The organism is Leuconostoc suionicum, assembly GCF_001891125.1.
Taxonomy (GTDB): Bacteria; Bacillota; Bacilli; order Lactobacillales; family Lactobacillaceae; genus Leuconostoc; species Leuconostoc suionicum.
In genome coordinates this window covers 1,675,238-1,700,992 of record NZ_CP015247.1, presented here as the reverse complement: position 1 = coordinate 1,700,992, position 25,755 = coordinate 1,675,238, and the positions used below count along the sequence as shown (strand labels likewise).

The following is a 25,755-nucleotide window of genomic DNA, read 5'->3' as shown; positions in this document are numbered from 1 at the left end:
ATAGATATAACATGATTAAATGAATATATCTATTAGATACACGAGGATGTTTTATGTATGAACTATATATTTTAGGTCAATTGCTATTTACAGATCGCTCAGCATATAAGCTGCGTTTTGTCTTGGAAAATATTTTAGGTGCCCATCGAAAAGTTAGTTTTGGTGTTTTGTATCCCTTATTGGAAAAGATGAAAGATGCTGGGACAATTGTGATGACAGATGATATTGATTGGCGAGGCAAGAAAAAAATACATATTACCCCTGCTGGCAGAGTTCGTTTTGATGAATTGATGAGAGAACCAGTTCAGCAAAATGCGCACCTAGATGATGTTTATTTGTTCAAATTATCTGGCTTGGAGTTAGTTGATGCGCAATTAGCGCACCAAATCATTGATGATTTTCGTTCGGAAAAATTATCTCAGCGTGATGGTTATAAGGAACATTTGGCGGAATTAGAAGTACGTCACGCAGGGGCCTCATTTTTACCATCTGCGCGGAGGTTAAATCAGTTACAAATTGATTTAGCCAACACCTATTTAGATTATGTCGACAAAATTGAAAGTGAATTAGAATAATGCAAAATATAGTACACGAAAAAACAAACTCTAAGCGTTGGTTAGCATTAATTGCTATTTCACTCGGGGTGTTTATGGCGTTAATTGACACCACAGTGGTTAATGTCGCTTTACCTAGTATTCAGACCAGTTTGAATGCGTCATATTCCGACCTACAATGGGTCATTTCTTCTTATACAATTGTTTTCTCGGTGTTATTGTTGATTTGGGCAAAGCTAGGAGATTTATACGGCCGCAAATTGATGTTTATGCTTGGATTGGTCATTTTTACGATTGGTTCAGGTCTGGATGCTGTGTCAACAACAATCAGTATGTTACATATTTTCCGTGCAGTTCAAGCTGTCGGTGGATCCGCCCTCATGTCATTATCGTTTGCTTTAATTGGCACAAGTTTTGATGGCAAAGAGCGTGGCATTGCCTTAGGTATTTTAAGTTCAATTATTGGTCTTTCAACTGCTTCGGGTCCGCTCTTAGGTGGCTGGTTAGTGGATGCCTTTTCATGGCAATCCATTTTCACAATTAATTTGCCAGTTGGTATCATAACAATAATTTTGGCATGGTTCTTCATTCCTAACAAACAAACCCATCGTGCCAGTGGTCGAGTAGACTTTTTGGGTATGATATTATCAGCTGGAACCATTTTTTCTTTGGTTTTTGGCTTGGTTCAGAAGGAAATGCACGCTAATTGGAGTTGGGGTGAGCTTCAAGTGGCTGGCTATTTAGGTATGGCTGTTGTCTTGTTTGCATTGTTCATCTGGCGTCAATGGACCACTAAAAATCCCATGATGGATTTGAGTATGTTCAAATCATCTTCCTTTACAGGAGCAGTCATTATCGCATTTTTCTTAGGCGCTGGTTTGTATGGATTTTTTGCTTATCTATCTACCTTTATGCAAAACTATGTCGGCTATACAGCTTGGCAAACAGGATTACGGCAAGCAACCATATCAGGATTTTCGCTTATTTTAGGACCCATCGCTGGTATGTTAACAAACCGTTTGCGCCATGGCTATATGCTGGCATTTTCAGCCTTCTTTATAGGCATCGGCTTGTTTACCTTGAGTGCACTAACGACGGAAACGGCAACATTTGCTGATTTCTGGCCAGCCTTTATTATTATTGGTATTGGTGGTGGTTCGATAAATCCACCAATGACAACAGCAGCTATGTCATCTGTAGAACCTCATCAAATGGGTATGGCTTCTGGAATGATATCTACGTTTATGCAGGTTGGTGTGAGTTTTGGTGTGGTATTCCAAGGCTTACGTTTAGCTGATGGTTATCAAGCAGGATTGTCACAATATTTACCAAAAGTTACTGGTGCACCAACAGCAATGATTACTACATTACACCGGGTATTAGTTGATGCTGGACCATTTTCTGGTCATGCAATTGTGACAAGCAAACGAGTATTAGCAACACCTTTTGCGCACGACTTACAGACGGCTATTCGTTTGTCATTTAATCGAGGATTTATTAGTATTATGCATTTAGATGCCGTTTTGTTAATTGTCGGTGGTATTATTGCAGCTATCTTAATTAAAACAGGTGGAAATGACAACAGTTCAAAATAAAAAAACTGGGAGTTGATTATCAACTCCCAGTTTTTTTGAACAATCTTGCTGCAATTTTGAAAAAATAAAAATTCTTGTAGCCTGATTTTAAGCTAGTGCACCCATAGGATCCCATGGTGCCAAAAGTTTGGGCGTGGCGTTTTCGTAAATATCAACTAGTTTTGAATCCAGATACTTTTTTTCAACAACAATTTGATAAGCATATTCACTCATCCATTCATCTGACATTGTAAAGTAGCCTTTTTTACCAACTTTTTCACCCCAAGAGTTTTCAACTTTCCACTTTTTGGGTTTTCCTGCTTCGTCAAGATCAACACCGGTTAATACCATGGCATGAGTCATCAAACTTTGCCCATAGTCCAATCGTTGTGCTTTGGTCATACTCGAATTAACGCTGAACAATTCATCTGTCGAGAAAATATTATTAGCCATTAGACCACTGTCACGATCAACTTGAGGTCCCATATCTACACCAAACCAGACGCTCTGGCCATCCTTAAGTTGTTCAATAGCCAGATTTTTCATTTTGTTAACATCCACATTGAGATGTTTTACGTCACGACCACCAATGACATTGCCCAACATTTCAACATTATAGGTAGCATTATAGGGTTTATCTATAGTTGGCGCATTAATAACAGATACATATTCACCCAAATCCCAACCAACAAACTTTTTGTAATAGTCTTGTGGTGAAATCTGGTGTTCAACATGGAAATTATTTAATTCATCACGATATTCAAAATCAAACTTAACCGGTGGTTCGCCTAAAGTTAGAGACAAGAGACGATAAACGTTGGCAAGCATACTATTACGCATGTCCGCGATATCTTTTTCTGTGGCCTGATTAGCCACTAGGTTACGGAGAACAGTTGCATCGTGGCGTAAAAGCGTATTCAGCGTACTATTAAGCTCTTTAGTGGCAGAAGAAGAACTTGACTCAGGATAGATTGCCTGAGGGACGACGCCATATTTTTCAATAATTGAGACCATCATATCCCATTGACCGCCATCTTGTTGCGGTGTGGTTAGCAAAAAGGAGACGCGACGGGAATCCAATGATTCAGTTGCCGTTTTTAGGATGTTTTCATAAAAATAATTCGCTTTTTCAAATTTATCCCAGAACAGTGTATAACTTTGTGAAAGTTGAAACTCATCACTAACATGAAATCTGTCTTTAATATCATGTCTCATAGTATTCAATGCGGCAAACATCCAGCAACGGCCGGACTGTTTTTGGTTTGCCACTTTACCTGTGTCTAAGTCAATGGAAAATATTGGCATATTAGCGTTCACAACCGATTGATTGAAACTTGCATTGTAAATGCCATTTTTAACAACAGCGCGACGAATGACATCATTTTGATGAGTTGATGTCTGTTCGCGCAACAATTGAATTTGTTGTTCTGTAATTTCTGTTTTCAAGATAAAGGCTCCTTTTTTTAAGTAAGTATAATACAAATAATATAGCGCTTTTTATGCATAGGTTCAAGCAAGGTCAATCATCTCGCAATGTATTTTTCAGATATGGTATGATAATTAGCGAGGTAATTTTTGAGATGAATTTTTATTCTGTTGATTATTTAGTAAAACAAACTAATATAAACGATACTATTGGTAAATATCTGATGGTTGTTGTTTTTGTATTGATGGCAATAGGAGCAGTTGCTTCAGTTAGAAATCGTTTGCAAACCCGTTATCGCGAATTGAGTATTATAGCGTTATTGCTTTTTTTATTCCTAGCTGGGGCACGATACACAGACTATCAACAAGCTAAATCACAAGATGATCAAAAAACGCAAATGGCTGCTTTTGTAACTAAGTTTGCCAAAACGCAAGGTGTTTCCAAAGATAAATTATATTTTAATTCGACAACAGTGAGTGATGGTATGTTGGTTAAAATGGAAAAAAAATATTATCGACTCACAATTAGCGCTGATCAACAATCTTATAGCCTGACACGTGCATACCTAATTAACTCGAAAGTGAAGGTGGTCAAATGAGTATTTATCTACCCATATTAACTAAGCTAGCAATTGGGTTGGTGGCTTTAATAATTCAGATTAATGTTATGGGCAAGGGTAATTTAGCACCAACAAACGCGTTAGATCAGGTTCAAAATTATGTTTTGGGTGGTATTATTGGCGCAGTTATTTACTCAGACACCATCACAGTTTTTCAATTTACAATTGTATTGATTATTTGGACAATGTTAGTCATGACATTCAAGTTTTTAAAAGAACATAATCGTTACGTCAAACTATTAATTGATGGACAGCCTAAGGTTGTCATTGAACGAGGAAAAGTGAACATCAAAAACGTCCTGTCTTCTGGCTTATCAGCGAATGATTTAATGTTTAAATTACGATCACAAAGTGTTTATGATTTGTCTCAAGTTAAAAGAGCTGTGCTTGAAATAAATGGACAGCTGACAGTAATCTTAGCTGGTGAAGAGAATATGAAATATCCTATTATTTTTGATGGACAAATCAACACAGATGTATTGGAGGTCATTGATCGTGATGAGTCATGGTTAACTGACACTGTACAAAATCAAGGTTATGAAAGTATTAACGACATATTCGTTGGCGAGTATATCGACGGTAAAGTTCGCTTAACGCCATATGAAAGTAAGTGATAGTACACACTAATTCAAAGTTTAACATTTATTGTAACGACACGATGCAGTGTCGTTTTTTGTTTTCTGATACAATAAATGTCAGAGGATTTATAAAATGATGACATATAAGCAGTTCTTAGATTTGGTGGAGATTCGGGTTGTTGTACCGAGTATTGCACCATTATTAGTTGGTTTAGCATATAGCCAGTGGCAGTATGCTCGTGTTAATTGGTTGAATACATTACTGTTAATTATTGCAACGGTTGCGGTACATTTAGCAGTTAATACTTTCAATCGTTACGAGGATAATAAACGCCAAAAAGAAAACTCATTTTTGAGGGAGTCTGATGATGCTGAAGCAATTACTGATAAACAAGTATTGCATGTTGCAGAAGCTCTGGCTTTGATTGCAGTGATTGCAGGAGTTAGTGTCGCTTTGCGAACGGATTATATCACTTGGATTATTGGAATTGTTAGTTTTTTAATTGGTTATTTTTATTCTGCCGGACCAAAACCAATCACAAATACACCGTTTGGTGAAATTGTGTCTGGAATAACAATGGGCTATTTTATTTTTGTGGCTCAAGTATATGTAAACACACGCATGGTGCCGACAGGTAATGTCCTGTTTCAATGGTTTATCGTTAGTTTACCATTGACCATTTTTATTGCAGAGATTATGTTTGCTAATAACATTGCTGATTATGATGAGGATCAAGCAAATGATCGACATACGTTAGTTCACTACATAGGCATTAAAAATGCGAAAAAAATATACGTCTTTTGGGCTATTTTAGCTTTTGTTGAAATTATACTCGTGACACTAGTTGGTTGGTTGCCAACAACTTCTTATGCTTTATTAATTTTACTGCCGATTATTATCAAAAATGCACGCGCATTCGTAAATCATCCTGTCAAAAAAGAGACATTCATTTTAGCCATTAAAAATTTAGTTGTCATTTTTATGGGGATGCTTGTTACTTTATTAGTAGGCATATTTTTATAGTTGGTGGGAAGCGTTTTAATTAGTGATTGAGGTAAAGAAAATGAAACAGCTTACATTTGTTTAACGATTGTCATTTGTAAGGGGTGAATTTTTTCTGAAATCTATGCACTATATGGGATTAATCGCGTGCGTTAGCTCGTGAAATAGGGTACAATTATAGATGAAATAAAATTTTGGAGGATCTTATGAAGATTTTTGCTTACGGCATTCGTGATGATGAAAAGCCATCACTTGAAGAATGGAAAGCGGCTAACCCAGAGATTGAAGTGGACTACACACAAGAGCTATTGACACCTGAAACAGCTAAGTTGGCTGAGGGATCAGATTCAGCTGTTGTTTACCAACAACTGGACTATACACGTGAAACATTGACAGCTTTAGCTAACGTTGGTGTTACTAACTTGTCATTGCGTAACGTTGGTACAGATAACATTGATTTTGATGCAGCACGTGAATTTAACTTTAACATTTCAAATGTTCCTGTTTATTCACCAAATGCTATTGCAGAACACTCAATGATTCAATTATCTCGTTTGCTACGTCGCACGAAAGCATTGGATGCCAAAATTGCTAAGCACGACTTGCGCTGGGCACCAACAATTGGACGTGAAATGCGTATGCAAACAGTTGGTGTTATTGGTACAGGCCATATTGGCCGTGTTGCTATTAACATTTTGAAAGGCTTTGGGGCAAAGGTTATTGCTTATGATAAGTACCCAAATGCTGAATTGCAAGCAGAAGGTTTGTACGTTGACACATTAGACGAATTATATGCACAAGCTGATGCAATTTCATTGTATGTTCCTGGTGTGCCTGAAAACCATCATCTAATCAATGCAGAGGCTATTGCTAAGATGAAGGATGGCGTGGTTATCATGAATGCTGCGCGTGGTAATTTGATGGACATTGATGCTATTATTGATGGTTTGAATTCTGGTAAGATTTCAGACTTCGGTATGGACGTTTATGAAAATGAAGTTGGCTTGTTCAATGAAGATTGGTCTGGTAAAGAATTCCCAGATGCTAAGATTGCTGACTTGATTTCACGCGAAAATGTATTGGTTACGCCACATACGGCTTTCTATACAACTAAAGCTGTTCTAGAAATGGTTCACCAATCATTTGATGCAGCAGTTGCTTTCGCCAAAGGTGAGAAGCCAACTATTGCTGTTGAATATTAATATAATGGAATTCCCAGATTCAATGTTTGGGAATTTTTTATCCAAGGGGTTTGTGAAAAAATAATCAAACAATTTTGATTATAGTATCGTAGGTTTGGGAGAGAGTGTGGCGCAGTGAGGGGTGTGTCACAAATATGAATTGAAAAGAGGAAATGATAGTATGTCTATCAAAGCAGAAGGCGAGAAGTGGTCTTCCAAAGAATCGCAGGATTTGCGTAATGAAGAATATGCACGTAAAGCGAAAGAAAATGCCCCCGTTGAGTTTAGTGGTCAAACTGATTTACGTTTGAAGGACTTCTTTTTTAAGGTTTTGTCAGGTTCAGCGCAAGGTATTTTAATTGGTGTTTTACCATCAGCTGTTATGAAGTACATCATTCAGTATTCAGGTCTGGGTACTACGGCATTTGGTGCTAATTTGAGTGCTATTTTAACGTTATTCACATCATTGATTCCATTTTTGATTGGTATGGCGGTTGCTTTACAGTTCAAAATGAAGAGTTTAGATGTTGGTGTTGTTGCGGTAGCAACAGCCGTGGCTTCTGGATCAATCAAGTGGGCCGTTGCACCTAAAGGGTGGCTTAATCCAGTGACTGGCCTCAACTCTGTAGCACCTGCTAACGTTTATATAGCATCTGGTGCTGGTGATGTGATCAATGCAATGATTGTTTCCGCTATTGCGGTTTTCATTACTTGGCTTGTTGCCCGTTACCTAAAAGGATTTGGATCAGTTGCTATTATTTTAAGTCCTATCCTTGTCGGTGGTGGCGTTGGCTTGATCGGTAAAATGATTGCGCCCTATGTCGGGGATGTTACTACTTGGATTGGTCAATTAGTTGAAACATTTACTAAATTAGCTCCTATACCTATGGCAATGTTAATTGCAATGGCTTTTGCTATTATTATTATTACACCAGTTTCAACTGTTGGAATTGCTTTGGCAATTAGTTTATCAGGAATTGGATCTGGTGCGGCCGCCATGGGTGTTGTTGCTACAACCATTGTGTTATTAATTAATTCATGGAAAGTCAATAAGCCAGGTGTAACAGTTGCTATTGCATTAGGTGCCATGAAAGGTATGATGCCATCAGTATTTGCAAAGCCGGTAACGATGCTATCATTCTTGTTGGCTGCCGCGATTTCTGGTATTCCAGTTGCGTTGTTTAATATCCAGGGAACGCCAACAACAGCTGGATTTGGTTATATTGGATTGGTATCACCAATCCAATCAATGGTCAAAGATCCTACTGTACCTTCAACAGTTATGAATCACTTCATTAATCCAGCTATTGCAGTTCTGGCATGGTTGGTTATTCCTATTATTGCAGGATTCATTGCACAATTTGTGTTTAGCAAACTATTGAAACTTTATACACCAATGGATTTCCAACAAGATTTATAATAAGTAGTTAATAAAAGATACATCTAAGAGTTTAACTTTTAGGCGTGTCTTTTTTTGTGTCTTCAAAAAAAGGACTAGGAGTTTGAGTAATTGTTAAAAACTTATCAAAATTTTTTAAAGTAATATTTTGATGTAGGTACGTAGCAATACTATAGGCGTGCCTAATTTTGTTATTATTATTCTCAAACACCCCAGTCCAAAATAGTAGCCACGTTTGAAACTTAAAGTCATCGGTGTTAAATTTATATTTTTTAACTTTATCTAGTAGATATCTAGTAAAGTCATCTTTTCTTTGTATGATGCTTGTTTCTAAAGCATTAATCAATATTTTGCTCACAGTTTCAACGGATGCCATTGGCATATTATTTGTAGCGTACTGTTTAAGAATGTCAGATATGTAAGGTGTGCTTCTTTCAACATGTATCATGTTAACTACATTTTCCAGTAAACATAAGTCATAGAACTGCCAGTAACTAATATTAAAAAAGTAATCAATCAATTCATTCTGATCGTCGATTGATGCAACCAGGAAATCTAAGTGATACAAAGTAGATAGCGACATTAAATAATAATGACGCATGAAAGGGTCGTTAGGATTCTTGATCATATCATTTTGTAATAATTGTGTCAATTGATTCAGTTTTTGACGATCATTGTCTTGATAATATTGATTTAAAACAGCTGTTAGAGTTTTTAAGTTGTTTTTTTTTTTCCAAAAATAGCGGAAAAATATTCTTCAAATGAAATATTGAGGGCGTTACACAGCAAAAATACTGTGTGATCAGTTGGTTCTGTCTTATTATTCTCTATTCTAGATACCATTGATTGTGAGCCAATTAAAACACCCAACCGTTGTTGAGATATTCCTCGTATCTTCCTAATTTCTTTGATAACAGATCCTTTTTTATTATTCATATCCTTAGTAACCTATAATTATTTAATTTTTTCTATTTTATTTAAAAGCAGTGACTTATTATATATTAGAATAACCTTAATACTTTCTAATTATTCAATTCTGCATAATTTATTTTAAATATTTGTTTCATTATATATTAAAATAGTTAGTTTTAATGATTAACGTTTGTAAAAACAATTGCTGACAAAACATTCTTAGTCACAAATGTTTATGATCTCACAAACACAAATAACCGTTTTACTCGGAGAATAGTCATTTGTGTCAGAAAGGGAAAGAATGAAGGGAAGAAGTAAATGAGAAATAGAAATGTAACAAGCGTTTTCCGGAAAAAGATGTATAAATCTGGGAAAATGTTAGTCATTGCAGGGAGTGTTTCAATAATTGGTGTTACCAGTTTTATTCAACAAGCACAAGCTGATGTTTCACAAAACAATGGGGTAGTAGTAACCACGGCAGTCGATCAATCGAATGCGGGTGCGACTGACAAATCAATCACAACGAATGATAAGGCTGCAACAACAGCCGACACATCAACGAATGATAAGGCTGCAACAACAGCCGATACGTCAACGAACAATAAGGCTACAACAACAGCCGATACATCAACGAATGATAAGGCTACAACAACAGCCGATACATCAACGAATGATAAGGCTACAACAACAGCCGATACATCAACGAATGATAAGGCTGCAACAACAGCCGACACATCAACGAATGATAAGGCTACAACAACAGCCGATACGTCAACGAACAATAAGGCTACAACAACAGCCGACACATCAACGAATGATAAGGCTACAACAACAGCCGATACATCAACGAACAATAAAGCTACAACAACAGCCGACACATCTGATAATAATAATTCAGCCACGACAAGCGATAAAGATGTGAGTTCATCGGCACAAAAAAGTCAAACGAATGACAATAATTCGAACACGACCGATACTACTGCAGCATTAGAAGCTAGTTCAAAGAACCTGAAAACTATTGATGGTAAAACATATTATTACGACGATGATGGTCAAATAAAAAAGAACTTTGCTACCGTAATTGATGGTAAGGTACTTTATTTTGATAAAGATACTGGCGCATTAGCTGATACAAATGACTACCAATTTTTAGAAGGATTGACTAGTGAAAATAATAATTATACGGAGCATAATGCCTCAGTTGGTACATCTTCTGATAGTTATACAAACGTTGATGGGTATCTAACAGCCGACAGTTGGTACAGGCCAAAGGATATACTTGTCAATGGCCAAAACTGGGAATCATCAAAGGATGACGATTTACGACCTTTGTTAATGACTTGGTGGCCAGATAAGGCAACACAAGTAAACTATTTGAATGCGATGAAGTATTTAGATACCACTGAAGCGGAAACTGTTTATACTTCAGACGACAGTCAAGACGCCTTGAATAAAGCAGCACAAAACATTCAAGTGAAGATTGAAGAAAAAATTAGTCAAGAAGGCCAAACACAATGGCTCAAGGATGACATTTCAAAATTTGTTGATAGCCAATCAAATTGGAATATTGCTAGTGAATCAAAAGGAACTGATCATTTGCAAGGTGGTGCATTGTTGTATGTCAATAGTGACAAAACACCAGATGCAAATTCTGATTATCGATTACTTAATCGCACACCAACAAATCAAACAGGCACGCCTTTGTATACGACAGATCCAACTCAAGGTGGTTATGACTTCCTCTTGGCCAACGATGTGGATAATTCAAACCCAGTTGTTCAAGCAGAACAACTAAATTGGATGTATTACTTGTTAAACTTTGGATCAATTACTAATAACGATGCAGATGCTAACTTTGATAGTATTCGAGTAGATGCTGTTGATAACGTTGATGCCGATTTATTGCAAATTGCAGCTGACTATTTCAAGGCAGCATATGGCGTCGATAAGAGTGATGCAATTTCGAATCAACATGTTTCCATTCTTGAAGACTGGAGTGACAATGATGCTGAATATGTGAAAGACAATGGCGACAATCAATTATCGATGGATAATAAATTGCGTTTGTCATTAAAATATTCACTCACTATGCCACCAGTTGATCAATATGGTAATAAAAGAAGTGGATTAGAACCATTTTTGACAAATAGTTTAGTTGATCGTACAAATGATTCGACAGATAACACTGCACAACCAAATTATTCTTTTGTTCGTGCACATGATAGTGAAGTACAAACAGTTATTGCTGAAATTATTAAACAACGAATTGATCCGGATTCTGATGGCTTATCACCAACGATGGACCAATTAACAGAAGCATTTAAAATTTATAATGCTGATCAATTGAAAACGAATAAAGAATTTACACAATATAATATTCCAAGTACTTACGCCACAATATTAACGAATAAAGACACAGTGCCACGTGTGTACTATGGTGATATGTATACAGATGACGGTCAATACATGGCAACAAAGTCACTTTATTACGATGCAATTGATACTTTGCTGAAGTCTCGTATCAAGTATGTTTCTGGCGGGCAAACAATGTCTATGAAATATATGCAGGGTGATAGTAGTATGGCTGCTGATAGTTATCGAGGCATTTTGACATCAGTCCGTTATGGTAATGGTGCGATGACTGCTACCGATGCAGGGACAAATGAAACGCGTACGCAAGGTATTGCAGTAATTGAAAGTAATAACCCAGATTTGAAGTTAAGCAATACAGATCAAGTAGTTGTTGATATGGGTATAGCACATAAGAACCAAGCATATCGTCCTGCTTTGTTAACAACTAAAGATGGCATAGCTACTTATGTATCTGATAGTGATGTCTCACAAAGCTTAATAAGATATACAAATAGCAATGGGCAACTTATTTTCAATAGTTCAGATATTGTGGGTACAGCAAATCCACAAGTTTCTGGATATTTGGCGGTCTGGGTACCCGTTGGTGCTTCAGATACTCAAGATGCGCGAACTGAAAGTAGTACAGCAACAACTACTGATGGGCAAACATTGCATTCAAATGCTGCGCTTGATTCTCAAGTTATTTATGAAAGTTTCTCTAACTTCCAATCTACACCAACCACAGAAGCTGAATATGCTAATGTGCAAATTGCAAACAATACTGATTTATATAAGAGTTGGGGAATTACAAACTTCGAGTTTCCACCACAATATCGTTCAAGTACGGATAATAGTTTCTTAGATTCAATTATTCAAAATGGTTATGCATTTACTGATCGTTATGACCTTGGATTTAATACACCAACGAAGTATGGTACTGTAGATCAACTCCGTACAGCTATTAAAGCTCTGCATGCGACAGGTATCAAGGCAATGGCAGATTGGGTACCAGACCAGATTTATAATTTGACAGGTAAAGAAGTGGTTGCGGTACAACGTGTTAACAACTCGGGAATCTATAATCAAGATTCTGTAATTAATAAAACATTGTATGCTTCGCAAACTGTTGGTGGTGGAGAATATCAGGCACTATATGGTGGAGAGTTCCTTGATGAAATCAAGAAATTGTACCCTGCTCTATTCGAAAAAAACCAAATTTCAACAGGCGTACCAATGGATCCTAGTGAAAAGATAAAAGAATGGTCCGCTAAGTACTTTAACGGTACTAACATTCAAGGTCGTGGCGCTTACTATGTCCTTAAGGACTGGGCTACAAATGAGTACTTCAAGGTAAGCACATCAAGCAATAGCAGTGTGTTTTTGCCAAAGCAGTTGACGAATGAAGAATCAAATACAGGATTTGTTTCAACTGATGGTGGGATGACATATTATTCTACAAGTGGATATCAGGCAAAAGATACATTCATTCAAGATGATAAATCTAATTGGTATTACTTTGACAAGAATGGTTACATGACTTATGGTTTCCAAACGGTTAATGACAATACTTATTATTTCTTGCCCAATGGTATTGAATTACAAGATGCTATCTTAGAAGATAGTAAAGGAAATGTGTATTATTTCAATCAATACGGCAAACAAGCAATTGATGGGTACTATATGTTAGCTAATAAGACTTGGCGTTACTTTGATAAAAATGGTGTTATGGCTAATGCTGGCTTAACAACAGTAACTGTTGATGGGCAGAAGCATATCCAATACTTTGATAAAAACGGTATCCAGGTCAAAGGGACTTCCGTGAAAGACGCAGACGGAAAGTTACGCTACTTTGATACTGATTCTGGTGATATGGTGACAAATCGCTTTGGTGAAAACACAGATGGTACATGGTCATACTTTGGCGCTGACGGTATTGCTGTAACTGGTGCACAGACAATTAGTGGGCAAAAATTGTTCTTTGATGCTGACGGACAACAGATTAAAGGTAAGGAAGCGACTGATAAAAAAGGAAAAGTGCATTATTATGATGCTAATTCTGGTGAAATGATCACTAATCGTTTTGAAAAGTTATCAGATGGATCATGGGCGTACTTTAATAAAAAAGGTAACGTCGTAACCGGTGCACAGGTCATTAATGGTCAACATTTGTTCTTTGAAAGCAATGGTAACCAAGTTAAGGGTCGTGAATACACGGCTACTGATGGCAAGATGTATTACTACGATGCAGATTCTGGTGAAATGGTGACGAACCGCTTTGAACGAATATCAGACGGATCATGGGCATATTTTGGTGCTAATGGAGTTGCTGTAACTGGGGAACAAAATATAAATGGACAACAACTATACTTTGATGCCAAGGGTCATCAAGTTAAGGGGGCCGCAGTAACACAAGCTGACGGTAGCCAAAAATATTATGACGCAAATTCTGGAGAGCTGATTAAAAGCTAACTGAATTTAGCTAATAACACAAAAAAGTGTCATCAATTAATTGGTGGCACTTTTTTTATGCTAATATTTTTTCAACAAGATGTGTTATTTGACCAAGACCAAAGGCTTCAATAAAGTGAAATCGCCGTTCCCAACGTTCTTGTTTTAAGGGGATTTCTGAGAAATAAAAATCTACTAAAATTTGAATAGCATGTAAATTAGCTTCCGTTTCATCTGATAATTTTGAAAGTGGCGAAAACGCATAAGTATCATTGCTTCTTGTATAAATTAAATGAGATATTTCATGCGCAATTCTAAAATAGCGGCTGAAAGTTGTTTTATAATTGTTGTTGATGATGATAGCTCTTTTGCGACCATTGGCCACATCTGGGTCAAGTTCTGTGCCATCAATATGTATTAATGTCAAACCATTTTTTTGCACGATTTGTTCAAGATAGTTTGAAATTCTGTCATCTATGTACACTAAAAATTAATCCTTTTTTGTTTTCTCATCGGCATCTGGCAAGGTGCGGAGTATGGACAAAATTGCTTCGCGATATTCTGGGGATAAAGGTTTTCCTTCAAAAGACAAGAGTAAATCATCATCGGCAAATTGTTTGCCAAGATCTACACTGTTCGGGTGTTTAGGTGAAGTATGTGAAGTAATTCCGGCAATATGTAATATTTCATCTTTTGATATTCTTAATCCTTTAGCAATTCGATAAAGTGTTTCAACTTTGGGAATATTTTTATTGCCATTTTCGATCTGAGATAAATAAGCGGATGAAAAATTACCTTGTAGGGCAGCTTGACGAACAGTATAATGCTTTTTTTCTCTAATATGTTTAATTTTTTGGCCGAACTGTTCTTTTGTTACCATATTTGCAAACCCTCCTGTTAATTGTTTACTTTTATTATATACAAATGAAAAACAAACATAAACACAATAAGTTGCAAAGCAGTATATAAAACGTTTGACAATGTGATACAACGCCTATATAATGACACTATGATAAAAAATGGGGAAGATAAATGTCACTAACACTACAATTTCGAGATGCTACTTCAGTTAGAAAGGAAATCGCAATACGCGGGGAAAGCATTGCGATTTTTTCCAGAAGAATAGGGGTCAATTATTCATTAATGACAGAATATTTAAATAATAAGAAGCATCCATCACCACCAACGGCTAAAAAAATTGCTAAAGGACTTGATAAAGAAATCAAGGATATTTTTTTTATTTAAATGTTTGCTAAAGTTATACAATTATTGTTTAACGTTTATCAAAATGATATAATGAACACTTACAATAATTACTCGGGGGAGCATATGGGAAATAGAAAAGATCGGCATAAATTATATAAGTCAGGAAAATTATGGATAACGGCAACTGTTGCTGTGACATTGTTTAATGCATCTATAACAGTTGTCAGTGCTGATGATGGAAATACTACAGAGCAGAGCAGTTTGGTTCAAAATGATAAAGATGTCGCTCTTGTATCAGACAATCAGACATCTCTGGCTGTAGATGATACGGAAATCATCAGTGCTGTTGAATCGGCTGAAAGTGTGGGGGTTACTGTTACACAGGAACCTACCCGAAGTAATATAGTGAGCGATTCTGAGAACACGGAGGATATTGCTAAGGTCAAAAACGATATTGCAAGTGACTATGCACAACAAATTTCTGAACTACAGAATGCTGAAAAGACGCAACAGCAAAATAATCAACAATTTGATCAATATATTGAAGAATACGAATCAGCTTTACATAAGGGAAAACAGCAAAATAGGGATGGCAAAACACAGATTGCAACATCAGCTGCTAAACAGGCTTTGAATTTCGATACTTCAAAACCTGCAGATGAGAGCAGCCCAACATCGAATATAGAACCCAGTAAAGTTTACACGGGCATTGGTTCACATTCAAACCTCAGTGATAGTACAAAAGTATGGGAGTATACAGGACCACAGGTATTGAATGCAACAATCGAAAAAACGTGGTCCAGTTCTGGAAGTATCGAGGATGCTAATGGTAATAAGAGAAGTGTCGACTTTCACGAAATTTTCCATGATTTTCAATTACAAAATGGTAATTGGAATGACAGCAACAATTATAAGGAGTCTGGCATTCCGCATATAGCTATCAGTAGCAATGCTGTTGATAACGTATGGGCAACGAATCTAAATTGGCAAACAACTTTCTGGTTTACTTATAGTGATAGTCATGAAGTTGTACCGATTTCTAAAGTTCCTAGTTCAAATGAGGAGCCTAAAGTATATTTTTTGTCTGGATCCTTAAGCTCGACAAATTTCGCAGGCCCAGAGTGGGATAACTGGAATGGTAATCGCAAAGAGTATGTTCAAACGAATGATGCCAAAACAGCTATTATTAATGAGCAATCAACAATTGGCTTAGATTATATCAGCTCTGAGGGCATTGTAGACAATGCCCCTGATGGGCTTGCTTATGTAAACACAAGTGCTGATTTTCAATCTCCAAATTGGGATGAGGATACCAACCCGCAACACTATGCTATCGAAGAGGGTGTATCTTTTACAGATTTCACAACAGATAAACCAACATTGTATATTGGTGCGGTCCCGATGAATAAAAATGCGCGTTGGTGGCATGAGAATCATAATATGAATTCTGATGAACTAGCATTTTTGAAAAAGCCGGAAAAGATGGATCCAGTTACCGTTGCTTATCATTTAAACACTATAACGTACGAAAAAAACAATAATGTTCAACCATCAGTAGGAGAAATTACTAATTCAGACGACGAAGTTCATCAGGAAAATGAAGTACCAAATGATACAACAACACCTGAAAATGGGCAAAAGGGGTATGGCGCAGCGGCAAGCCCAACTTCGATGGCATCAAGCGAAAAAAATCAATCCGAAGTCGCAGTTCACTATGTTCTTAAGCGGATAAATGGTAAAGAATTACAGCCAACACAGATTATTAAAGGAACTAGTGGTCAATCTTATTACGATGAGGTCGGTAATTTCATTAGTAACAATTCAGACGGAGATGTAACCACATATGAGATTCCAGAAACACTTAATCAAGAAGTAGCAGGCATTACCGATTCTAATGACGGATTATTACACTATACTTATACTGCCGATGGTAATGGCGGTGTATTTGTTGAGCAAAAAAGTATTTCTAATCCAAAACAGAATGTTTGGGTGATTTATACTTATTCTATTGATGGCAAGAATGGTGCTGATGGCAAAGATGGCGTAAATGGTGTTGATGGTAAGAACGGTGTCGATGGCAAAGATGGCGTGAATGGCATCGATGGCAAAGATGGTGTGAATGGTGTTGATGGTAAGAACGGCGTCGATGGCAAAGATGGTGTGAATGGTGTTGATGGTCAGAACGGTGTCGATGGCAAAGATGGCGTAAATGGCATCGACGGCAAGAACGGTGCTGATGGTAAAGATGGTGTGAATGGCATCGACGGCAAAGATGGCGTGAATGGTGTTGATGGCAAGAACGGTGTCGATGGCAAAGATGGTGTTGATGGTCAGAACGGTGTCGATGGCAAGAACGGTGCTGATGGCAAAGATGGTGTGAATGGTGTAGATGGTCAGAACGGTGTCGATGGCAAGAACGGTGCTGATGGCAAAGATGGTGTGAATGGTGTAGATGGTCAGAACGGCGTCGATGGCAAAGATGGCGTGAATGGCATCGATGGTCAAAACGGTGTCGACGGCAAAGATGGCGTAAATGGTGTTGATGGCAAGAACGGTGTCGATGGCAAAGATGGCGTGAATGGTGTTGATGGCAAAAACGGTGTCGACGGCAAAGATGGCGTAAATGGCATCGATGGTCAAAACGGTGTTGACGGCAAAGATGGCGTGAATGGCATCGACGGTCAGAACGGTGTCGATGGCAAAGATGGCGCAAATGGTGTAGATGGTCAGAACGGTGTCGATGGCAAAGATGGCGTAAATGGTGTTGACGGTCAGAACGGTGTCGATGGCAAAGATGGCGCAAATGGTGTAGATGGTCAGAACGGTGTCGATGGCAAAGATGGCGTAAATGGTGTTGATGGCAAGAACGGTGTCGATGGCAAAGATGGCGTGAATGGTGTTGATGGCAAAAACGGTGTCGACGGCAAAGATGGCGTAAATGGCATCGATGGTCAAAACGGTGTTGACGGCAAAGATGGCGTGAATGGCATCGACGGTCAGAACGGTGTCGATGGCAAAGATGGCGCAAATGGTGTAGATGGTCAGAACGGTGTCGATGGCAAAGATGGCGTAAATGGTGTTGACGGTCAGAACGGTGTCGATGGCAAAGATGGCGCAAATGGTGTAGATGGTCAGAACGGTGTCGATGGCAAAGATGGCGTAAATGGTGTAGATGGTCAGAACGGTGTCGACGGCAAAGATGGCGTAAATGGTGTTGATGGTCAGAATGGTGTTGACGGCAAAGATGGCGTGAATGGTATAGATGGCAAAAATGGTGTCGACGGCAAAGATGGCGTGAATGGCATCGACGGTCAGAACGGTTTAGACGGCAAAGATGGTGTAAATGGCATCGACGGTCAGAACGGTGTCGATGGCAAAGATGGCGCAAATGGTGTTGATGGCAAGAACGGTGTCGACGGCAAAGATGGCGTGAATGGCATCGATGGCAAGAACGGTGCTGATGGCAAAGATGGCGTGAATGGTGTTGATGGCAAGAACGGTGTCGACGGCAAAGATGGCGTGAATGGCATCGATGGTCAAAACGGTGTCGACGGCAAAGATGGCGTGAATGGCATTGATGGCAAGAACGGTGCTGATGGCAAAGATGGCGTAAATGGCATCGACGGCAAGCACATTTTAGTAGATAGCCAAGAGGTCTCAAATAGTATTGAGAGCAAAGATGTTATAGACAACATTGATAATAAAAACGGGCGAGACCGTACGGAGAACTTTAAAAGTAGTACCCTAAGCACCTTCAAAATAAGCGACGATTCTATGGAGAAAATGATAGTTAAAGAAGAGCACTCTTCTACTGAAAACAACAATCAAATTCAAGAAGACCAAGTTTCAACTAATGATGTAGATAAAGTACCCAGTCAAAAATTGGCGGGTTATTATCAAGCTGATCACAATTCTGATGACAGCACTTTTCCAGTTGGCCAGCTAAAGGAAAATAATTTATCCGGTAACATTGAAGAGAAAATAGGCTCCCGCAAAAGTGAGCAAAATCAGAGTGAAATAAAAACTTCGCAGCCAAACAATTTAGAGGCAAAAGATAACTCTAGTGATGTTTCCTGCTTAAATCAAACTGCCGATGAATTAGGTTCTCAAAAAGATCTTGAAAAACATAAAATGGAACAATTCAAAGATAAAGGGCTACAGCTCCCCAAGACAAACGGACACCGAGATTCTGCATCAGTATTGGAAGCCCTTATATTAGGAATGTTGATTATAATTTCTAAATTATACAAAAAGATTAAAATTTGATGCTATAAATAATAATTACTTGTGATTATAATGGCTTTATACTTATTATTAAAAACGTGATGCAATTATAAAATACTAATTTCATTATACTTAGTATATTTATTACTAAATACACCAGTTTTATTAAATGTATTTTTTATATATCATTTACATTATGAGGGTTTATTTTATTTTATTATTATTTTATATCCAATAAAATCAATGACTAATTAATAATAATTAACATTGTTAACTTATCAACGGATAAGTTAACAATGTTTTTTTATAAAAAAATTAATGTTTGTAATATTAATATAATTCTCTGATTGCCCGTTTTTACAATGTTTTTTTAAAATATGTCGATTATGTATCGAAAATCTTACTGTTTTTACAAATGAATTAAGTTATAATTTTTCAATGTAATAGAAGAGAATATTATAGGGAGAAAACTTATGCCATTTACAGAAAAAGTAATGCGGAAAAAACTTTATAAAGTTGGGAAAATTTGGGTAGTTGGTGGGGTTTGTACTTTTGCACTGACCGCGTCATTTGCTTTAGCAACACCAAGTGTTTTGGGAGACAGCAGTGTGCCTGAGGTGAGCGCTAATAACGTTCAATCTACTTCAAATAATGCAACGGATACTACTACAGTTACAGAAGAAAATGACAAAGTACAGCTTGCAGCTACTAGTGACGATGTAACAACAACAGCTGCAAACGACAAAACACAATCTGCTGATACCAATGTGACAGAAAAACAGGCAGATGATCATACGCTTGATAATGACAAAGTCGATAACAAACAAAATGAAGTCGCTCCAACCAATGATACTAACGAAAATTCCGAATCAGTAGCCGTTTCAACTAACAGTGGTTCTGCTGAAAAGACTACAGAAGAAGTACAGCAAGTTAGCGGCAAGTACGTTGAAAAAGACGGTAGTTGGTATTACTACTTTGATGATGGCAGAAATGCTAAAGGTTTATCAACAATAGACAACAATATTCAATATTTTGATGAGGATGGTAAACAAGTCAAAGGACAGTACGTCACAATTGATAATCAAACATATTATTTTGATAAGGATTCAGGTGATGAGTTAATTGGGCTGCAAAGTATTGATGGGAAGATAGTTGCTTTTAACGATGAAGGACAACAGATTTTTAATCAATATTACCAATCTGAAAATGGTACAACGTACTACTTTGATGATAAAGGACACGCTGCTACTGGTATTAAGAATATTGGGGGTAAAAATTATTATTTTGATAATCTTGGTCAACTAAAAAAAGGTTTCTCTGGTGTGATTGATGGTCAAATAATGACATTTGATCAGAACACGGGACAAGAAGTTTCTAACACAACTTCTGAAATAAAAGAAGGTTTGACGACACAAAACACGGATTATAGCGAACATAATGCAGCCCACGGTACGGATGCCGAGGACTTTGAGAATATTGATGGCTATTTAACAGCTAGTTCATGGTATCGTCCAACAGATATTTTACGTAACGGAACAGACTGGGAACCTTCTACAGATACTGATTTTAGGCCAATATTATCAGTGTGGTGGCCAGATAAGAAAACACAGGTCAATTATTTAAACTACATGGCCGATTTAGGATTCATTAGTAATGCGGACAGTTTTGAAACTGAGGATAGCCAAAGCTTATTAAATGAAGCCAGTAACTATGTTCAAAAATCAATTGAAATGAAGATTAGTGCGCAACAAAGTACAGAATGGCTAAAGGATGCAATGGCGGCTTTCATTGTTACGCAACCACAGTGGAATGAGACTAGTGAAGATATGAGTAATGATCATTTACAAAATGGCGCATTAACTTATGTTAACAGTCCGCTGACACCCGATGCTAACTCGAACTTTAGATTACTCAACCGCACACCTACAAACCAAACCGGTGAACAAGCCTATGATTTAGATAACTCAAAAGGCGGATTCGAATTATTACTAGCAAATGATGTTGACAACTCAAATCCCGTAGTACAAGCAGAACAATTAAACTGGTTATATTATTTAATGAATTTTGGTACGATTACAGCGAATGATGCCGATGCTAATTTCGACGGAATTCGTGTTGATGCGGTGGATAATGTCGATGCTGATTTGTTACAAATTGCTGCCGATTATTTCAAACTAGCTTACGGTGTTGATCAAAACGATGCTACTGCCAACCAACATCTTTCAATTTTGGAAGATTGGAGCCATAACGATCCTTTGTATGTAACGGATCAAGGCAGTGATCAATTAACAATGGATGATTATATGCACACGCAGTTGATTTGGTCATTGACAAAATCATCTGACATACGTGGTACAATGCAACGTTTTGTAGATTATTATATGGTTGATCGGTCTAATGATAGTACAGAAAACGAAGCAATTCCTAACTATAGTTTTGTACGTGCCCACGATAGTGAAGTGCAAACAGTTATTGCACAAATTGTTTCAGATTTGTATCCTGATGTTGAAAATAGTTTAGCGCCAACAGCAGAACAATTGGAAGCAGCGTTCAAAATTTATAATGAAGATGAAAAATTAGCAGACAAAAAGTACACACAATATAATATGGCCAGTGCTTATGCGATGTTATTAACTAATAAAGATACAGTGCCACGTGTATATTATGGCGATTTATATACAGATGATGGACAATACATGGCCACTAAGTCGCCATATTATGATGCAATTAACACTTTACTACAAGCTAGAATACAATATGTTGCTGGTGGACAATCAATGTCAGTTGATAATAACGATGTCCTAACTAGCGTTCGTTATGGTAAAGATGCGATGACGGTCACTGATGCTGGCACATCAGAAACAAGAACCGAGGGTATTGGTGTCATTGTAAGCAACAATGCATCGTTACAGTTAGATGAAGGCGATACAGTTACCTTGCATATGGGTGCAGCTCATAAAAATCAAGCGTATCGTCCTTTACTGGCAACAACTGCCGATGGATTATCTTATTATGATACTGATGACAATGCGCCGGTAGAATACACAGATGATAATGGTGATTTGATTTTTACTAGTGACTCAATTTATGGTGTACAAAATCCCCAAGTTTCTGGTTATTTGGCTGTTTGGGTGCCGGTTGGGGCGCAACAAGATCAAGATGCACGAACAGCTTCTGATACAACAACGAATACGAGTGATAAAGTGTTCCATTCAAACGCTGCTCTTGATTCTCAGGTCATCTACGAAGGTTTCTCAAACTTCCAGGCATTTGCGACAGACAGCAGCGAATATACAAACGTAGTCATCGCTCAGAATGCGGACCAATTTAAGCAATGGGGCGTTACAAGCTTCCAATTGGCACCACAATATCGTTCAAGTACAGATACAAGTTTCTTAGACTCAATTATTCAAAATGGTTATGCATTCACAGATCGTTATGACCTAGGTTATGGCACACCGACAAAATATGGAACTGCTGATCAATTACGCGATGCTATTAAAGCCTTACATGCTAGTGGTATTCAAGCAATTGCCGATTGGGTGCCAGATCAAATTTATAATTTGCCAGAGCAAGAATTGGCTACAGTCACAAGAACAAATTCATTTGGAGATGACGATACAGATTCTGATATTGACAATGCCTTATATGTTGTACAAAGTCGTGGTGGTGGACAATATCAAGAGATGTATGGTGGTGCCTTCTTAGAAGAGTTACAGGCGCTGTATCCATCCCTATTTGAAGTGAATCAAATCTCAACTGGTGTTCCAATTGATGGCAGTGTAAAGATTACTGAGTGGGCGGCTAAGTACTTCAATGGTTCTAACATTCAGGGTAAAGGTGCTGGATACGTATTGAAAGATATGGGTTCTAATAAGTACTTTAAGGTCGTTTCAAACACTGAGGATGGTGACTACTTACCAAAACAGTTAACTAATGATTTATCAGAAACTGGATTTACACACGATGATAAAGGGATTATCTATTATACATTAAGTGGTTATCGTGCCCAAAATGCATTTATTCAAGATGATGATGATAACTATTACTATTTTGATAAAACAGGTCATCTAGTAACAGGTTTGCAAAATATTAATAATCATACTTACTTCTTCTTACCTAATGGTATCGAACTAGTTAATAGCTTCTTACAAAACGAGGATGGTACAACTGTTTATTTCGATAAGAAGGGTCATCAAGTCTTTGACCAATATATAACTGATCAAAATGGAAATGCGTATTACTTTGATGATGCTGGTGTAATGCTTAAATCAGGATTTACAATGATTGATGGACATCAACAGTATTTTGATCAAAATGGTGTGCAGGTTAAGGATAAGTTTGTGGTTGGCACTGATGGTTATAAGTATTACTTTGAACCAGGTAGTGGTAACTTAGCTATCCTACGTTATGTGCAAAACAGTAAGAATCAATGGTTCTATTTTGACGGTAGTGGACATGCTGTCACTGGTTTCCAAACAATTAACGGTAAAAAACAATATTTCTATAATGATGGTCATCAAAGTAAAGGTGAATTTATTGATGCAGATGGTGATACTTTCTATACGAGTGCTACTGATGGTCGCCTGGTAACTGGTGTTCAGAAGATTAACGGTATTACCTATGCTTTCGATAACACAGGAAATTTGATCACAAATCAGTATTATCAATTAGCAAATGGTAAGTATATGTTGTTAGATGATAACGGTCGTGCAAAAACGGGATTTGTATTGCAAGATGGTGCACTCAGGTACTTCGATCAAAACGGTGAACAAGTGAAAGATGCTATCGTTATGGATCCAGATACCAACTTGAGTTATTATTTCGATGCAACACAAGGTATCGCTGTAAAAAGTGATTATTTCGAGTACCAAGGTAATTGGTATTTAACAGATGCTAATTATCAACTTATCAAAGGTTTTAAAGCAGTTGACGACAGTTTACAACATTTTGATGAAGTCACTGGTGTTCAAACAAAAGATAGTGCTTTAATAAGTGCTCAAGGAAAAGTTTACCAATTTGATAATAATGGAAATGCTGTGTCAGCATAAGCTTTCTGTATATATAGTGAGAAGCTAGGGGTCATTTTGACCTTTGGCTTTTTTATTTAATTGTCTGTTTGAATTTCCTTAATGATATCAGCTAATTTAATTTTATTCATTTCTTTTTCGGCAGCTTCTTGTACTTGATTATAGTATTTATCCAAAGTTGTCTGAATGTGACGACCGATATTACAATTTTGATTTGTTTTGGTGTCAATCTTGAGAAATGAGGTGTCTTCTTCCACAGCGCGATAAATATCTAATAAACTAATTGTGTCAGCTGGACGAGCTAATTTTGGATCTGCGCGTCCATTACTTGATAATAAACAACCGTCATTTTTGAGCTGTGACATAATTCGTCGAATAACCACAGGGTTAGAGTTGACACTCTTAGCAATTTGCGTGCTTGACAGGTCGGTACCTTGATTAATGACGATATAAGTTAGAATATGTATAGCATCGCTTAACTTAGTAGAGTATTTCATGGGTATGTTCACTTTCTAGTATCTTTTCGATATTTTTTTCTTGACAAATTTTCATTATCCGTAGTATGATTTACCTGTAACAAATATTGTTACAGTCTATAATTAAAAGTATACTACAAAATGAAAGAGGTGTCACACATGGTTAATCAAGATTACATTGAAACAATTAAGAAAAGGCGATCGATTTATTCATTAGGCAAGAATGTATCTGATAACAATGAGGACATTGCCGAATTAATTCAGTCAGCAATTAAAGAATCACCAAGTTCTTTTAACAACCAAACGGTCAGAGCTGCTATTTTATTTGGGGAATCATCCGACAAATTATGGGAAATAGTTGCTGAAAGATTAAAGTCAGAAGTTCCTGATGAAGAAAGTTACAAAGCAACTCGTCAAAAAGTTGATAGTTTCAAGGCTGGCGTTGGGACAATCCTGTTCTTCACGGATGATGATATTGTTCAGCAATATCAAGAACAGCTTTCTTTATATGCGGAAAACTTTCCAATTTGGGCTGATCAAGCAAATGGTATGGCTCAGATTAATGTTTGGCAAGCCCTAGCAGCAAATGAAATTGGTGCTAGCCTGCAACACTATAATCCTTTAATAGATGACGACGTACATACAGCATTTGATATACCTAAATCATGGAACTTACGTAGTCAGATGCCATTTGGATCAATTGAAGCAACAGCGGGTACTAAAGAATACATGACGGATGATGCCCGCTTTAAGATCTTTAAATAATTAGTACC

General features: G+C 37.3%; 18 protein-coding genes. 12 read left to right on the top strand and 6 right to left on the bottom strand.

Annotation, left to right across the window (positions count from 1 at the left end):
* Nucleotides 1–53 precede the first annotated feature (53 nt).
* Both A6B45_RS08545 and A6B45_RS08540 read left to right on the top strand, forming a co-directional pair.
* The gene (locus tag A6B45_RS08545) at nucleotides 54–575 is read left to right on the top strand and encodes a PadR family transcriptional regulator (RefSeq protein WP_072614187.1); all 522 of its coding nucleotides are present in this window, start codon (nucleotides 54–56) and stop codon (nucleotides 573–575) included.
* Nucleotides 575–2,149, top strand: coding sequence for a DHA2 family efflux MFS transporter permease subunit (locus tag A6B45_RS08540; protein WP_072614186.1), 1,575 nt, complete (start codon nucleotides 575–577; stop codon nucleotides 2,147–2,149). Before A6B45_RS08545 ends, A6B45_RS08540 begins: the two co-directional genes overlap by 1 nt.
* A gap of 87 nt (nucleotides 2,150–2,236) precedes the next feature.
* Here the strand turns inward: A6B45_RS08540 and A6B45_RS08535 are convergent, their stop codons facing one another.
* Entirely contained in the window at nucleotides 2,237–3,574 is a 1,338-nt protein-coding gene (locus A6B45_RS08535; protein WP_072614185.1) for a C1 family peptidase, read from the bottom strand.
* A 134-nt stretch (nucleotides 3,575–3,708) separates the two neighbouring features.
* Between A6B45_RS08535 and A6B45_RS08530 the strand changes: the two genes are divergently transcribed.
* The 5 genes from A6B45_RS08530 to A6B45_RS08510 all read left to right on the top strand — a co-directional run bounded on the left by A6B45_RS08530 (nucleotide 3,709) and on the right by A6B45_RS08510 (nucleotide 8,355).
* Nucleotides 3,709–4,152 carry a DUF3290 domain-containing protein gene (locus A6B45_RS08530; RefSeq protein ID WP_072614184.1) on the top strand — a complete coding sequence of 148 codons (444 nt, stop codon included), beginning with the start codon at nucleotides 3,709–3,711 and terminating at the stop codon, nucleotides 4,150–4,152.
* Nucleotides 4,149–4,787: a DUF421 domain-containing protein gene (locus A6B45_RS08525; RefSeq protein ID WP_072614183.1), complete on the top strand. Its 639-nt coding sequence runs from the start codon at nucleotides 4,149–4,151 to the stop codon at nucleotides 4,785–4,787. The genes A6B45_RS08530 and A6B45_RS08525 overlap by 4 nt, the downstream gene beginning before the upstream one ends.
* A 100-nt stretch (nucleotides 4,788–4,887) precedes the next feature.
* Nucleotides 4,888–5,775 carry a prenyltransferase gene (locus tag A6B45_RS08520; protein ID WP_072614509.1) on the top strand — a complete coding sequence of 296 codons (888 nt, stop codon included), beginning with the start codon at nucleotides 4,888–4,890 and terminating at the stop codon, nucleotides 5,773–5,775.
* Nucleotides 5,776–5,960: 185 nt separating this feature from the next.
* Nucleotides 5,961–6,956 carry a D-2-hydroxyacid dehydrogenase gene (locus A6B45_RS08515; RefSeq protein WP_072614182.1) on the top strand — a complete coding sequence of 332 codons (996 nt, stop codon included), beginning with the start codon at nucleotides 5,961–5,963 and terminating at the stop codon, nucleotides 6,954–6,956.
* A 160-nt stretch (nucleotides 6,957–7,116) separates the two neighbouring features.
* Nucleotides 7,117–8,355 carry a PTS sugar transporter subunit IIC gene (locus A6B45_RS08510; protein ID WP_072614181.1) on the top strand — a complete coding sequence of 413 codons (1,239 nt, stop codon included), beginning with the start codon at nucleotides 7,117–7,119 and terminating at the stop codon, nucleotides 8,353–8,355.
* Nucleotides 8,356–8,386: 31 nt separating this feature from the next.
* Here the strand turns inward: A6B45_RS08510 and A6B45_RS08505 are convergent, their stop codons facing one another.
* Together A6B45_RS08505 and A6B45_RS10520 are read right to left on the bottom strand one after the other, a co-directional pair.
* Complete coding sequence (locus A6B45_RS08505; RefSeq protein ID WP_237048949.1) at nucleotides 8,387–8,986, bottom strand: Rgg family transcriptional regulator; 600 nt, start codon at nucleotides 8,984–8,986, stop codon at nucleotides 8,387–8,389.
* 62 nt (nucleotides 8,987–9,048) lie between these two features.
* On the bottom strand, nucleotides 9,049–9,270 hold the full coding sequence (locus A6B45_RS10520) for a helix-turn-helix domain-containing protein (RefSeq protein WP_072614179.1): 222 nt from the start codon (nucleotides 9,268–9,270) through the stop codon (nucleotides 9,049–9,051).
* 294 nt (nucleotides 9,271–9,564) lie between these two features.
* Between A6B45_RS10520 and A6B45_RS08495 the strand changes: the two genes are divergently transcribed.
* Entirely contained in the window at nucleotides 9,565–14,067 is a 4,503-nt protein-coding gene (locus A6B45_RS08495; RefSeq protein ID WP_072614178.1) for a glycoside hydrolase family 70 protein, read from the top strand.
* A 55-nt stretch (nucleotides 14,068–14,122) separates the two neighbouring features.
* Here A6B45_RS08495 and A6B45_RS08490 read toward each other — a convergent pair whose 3' ends face one another.
* Both A6B45_RS08490 and A6B45_RS08485 read right to left on the bottom strand, forming a co-directional pair.
* A complete protein-coding gene (locus A6B45_RS08490; RefSeq protein ID WP_072614177.1) occupies nucleotides 14,123–14,530 on the bottom strand; it encodes an ImmA/IrrE family metallo-endopeptidase in 408 nt (135 codons plus the stop codon).
* Nucleotides 14,531–14,536: 6 nt separating this feature from the next.
* Entirely contained in the window at nucleotides 14,537–14,926 is a 390-nt protein-coding gene (locus A6B45_RS08485; RefSeq protein WP_072614176.1) for a helix-turn-helix domain-containing protein, read from the bottom strand.
* 152 nt (nucleotides 14,927–15,078) lie between these two features.
* Here A6B45_RS08485 and A6B45_RS08480 point away from each other — a divergent pair, with 152 nt between their 5' ends.
* The 3 genes from A6B45_RS08480 to A6B45_RS08470 all read left to right on the top strand — a co-directional run bounded on the left by A6B45_RS08480 (nucleotide 15,079) and on the right by A6B45_RS08470 (nucleotide 24,527).
* A complete protein-coding gene (locus tag A6B45_RS08480; protein ID WP_072614175.1) occupies nucleotides 15,079–15,291 on the top strand; it encodes a helix-turn-helix domain-containing protein in 213 nt (70 codons plus the stop codon).
* A gap of 84 nt (nucleotides 15,292–15,375) precedes the next feature.
* The gene (locus tag A6B45_RS08475) at nucleotides 15,376–19,518 is read left to right on the top strand and encodes a KxYKxGKxW signal peptide domain-containing protein (protein WP_167361464.1); all 4,143 of its coding nucleotides are present in this window, start codon (nucleotides 15,376–15,378) and stop codon (nucleotides 19,516–19,518) included.
* Nucleotides 19,519–19,949: 431 nt separating this feature from the next.
* A complete protein-coding gene (locus A6B45_RS08470; RefSeq protein ID WP_072614173.1) occupies nucleotides 19,950–24,527 on the top strand; it encodes a glycoside hydrolase family 70 protein in 4,578 nt (1,525 codons plus the stop codon).
* 56 nt (nucleotides 24,528–24,583) lie between these two features.
* On the opposite strand, the gene A6B45_RS08465 is transcribed toward A6B45_RS08470, so the two are convergent.
* Entirely contained in the window at nucleotides 24,584–25,003 is a 420-nt protein-coding gene (locus A6B45_RS08465) for an Rrf2 family transcriptional regulator (RefSeq protein ID WP_072614172.1), read from the bottom strand.
* A gap of 138 nt (nucleotides 25,004–25,141) precedes the next feature.
* Here A6B45_RS08465 and A6B45_RS08460 point away from each other — a divergent pair, with 138 nt between their 5' ends.
* The gene (locus A6B45_RS08460; protein WP_072614171.1) at nucleotides 25,142–25,747 is read left to right on the top strand and encodes a nitroreductase family protein; all 606 of its coding nucleotides are present in this window, start codon (nucleotides 25,142–25,144) and stop codon (nucleotides 25,745–25,747) included.
* Nucleotides 25,748–25,755 lie beyond the last annotated feature (8 nt).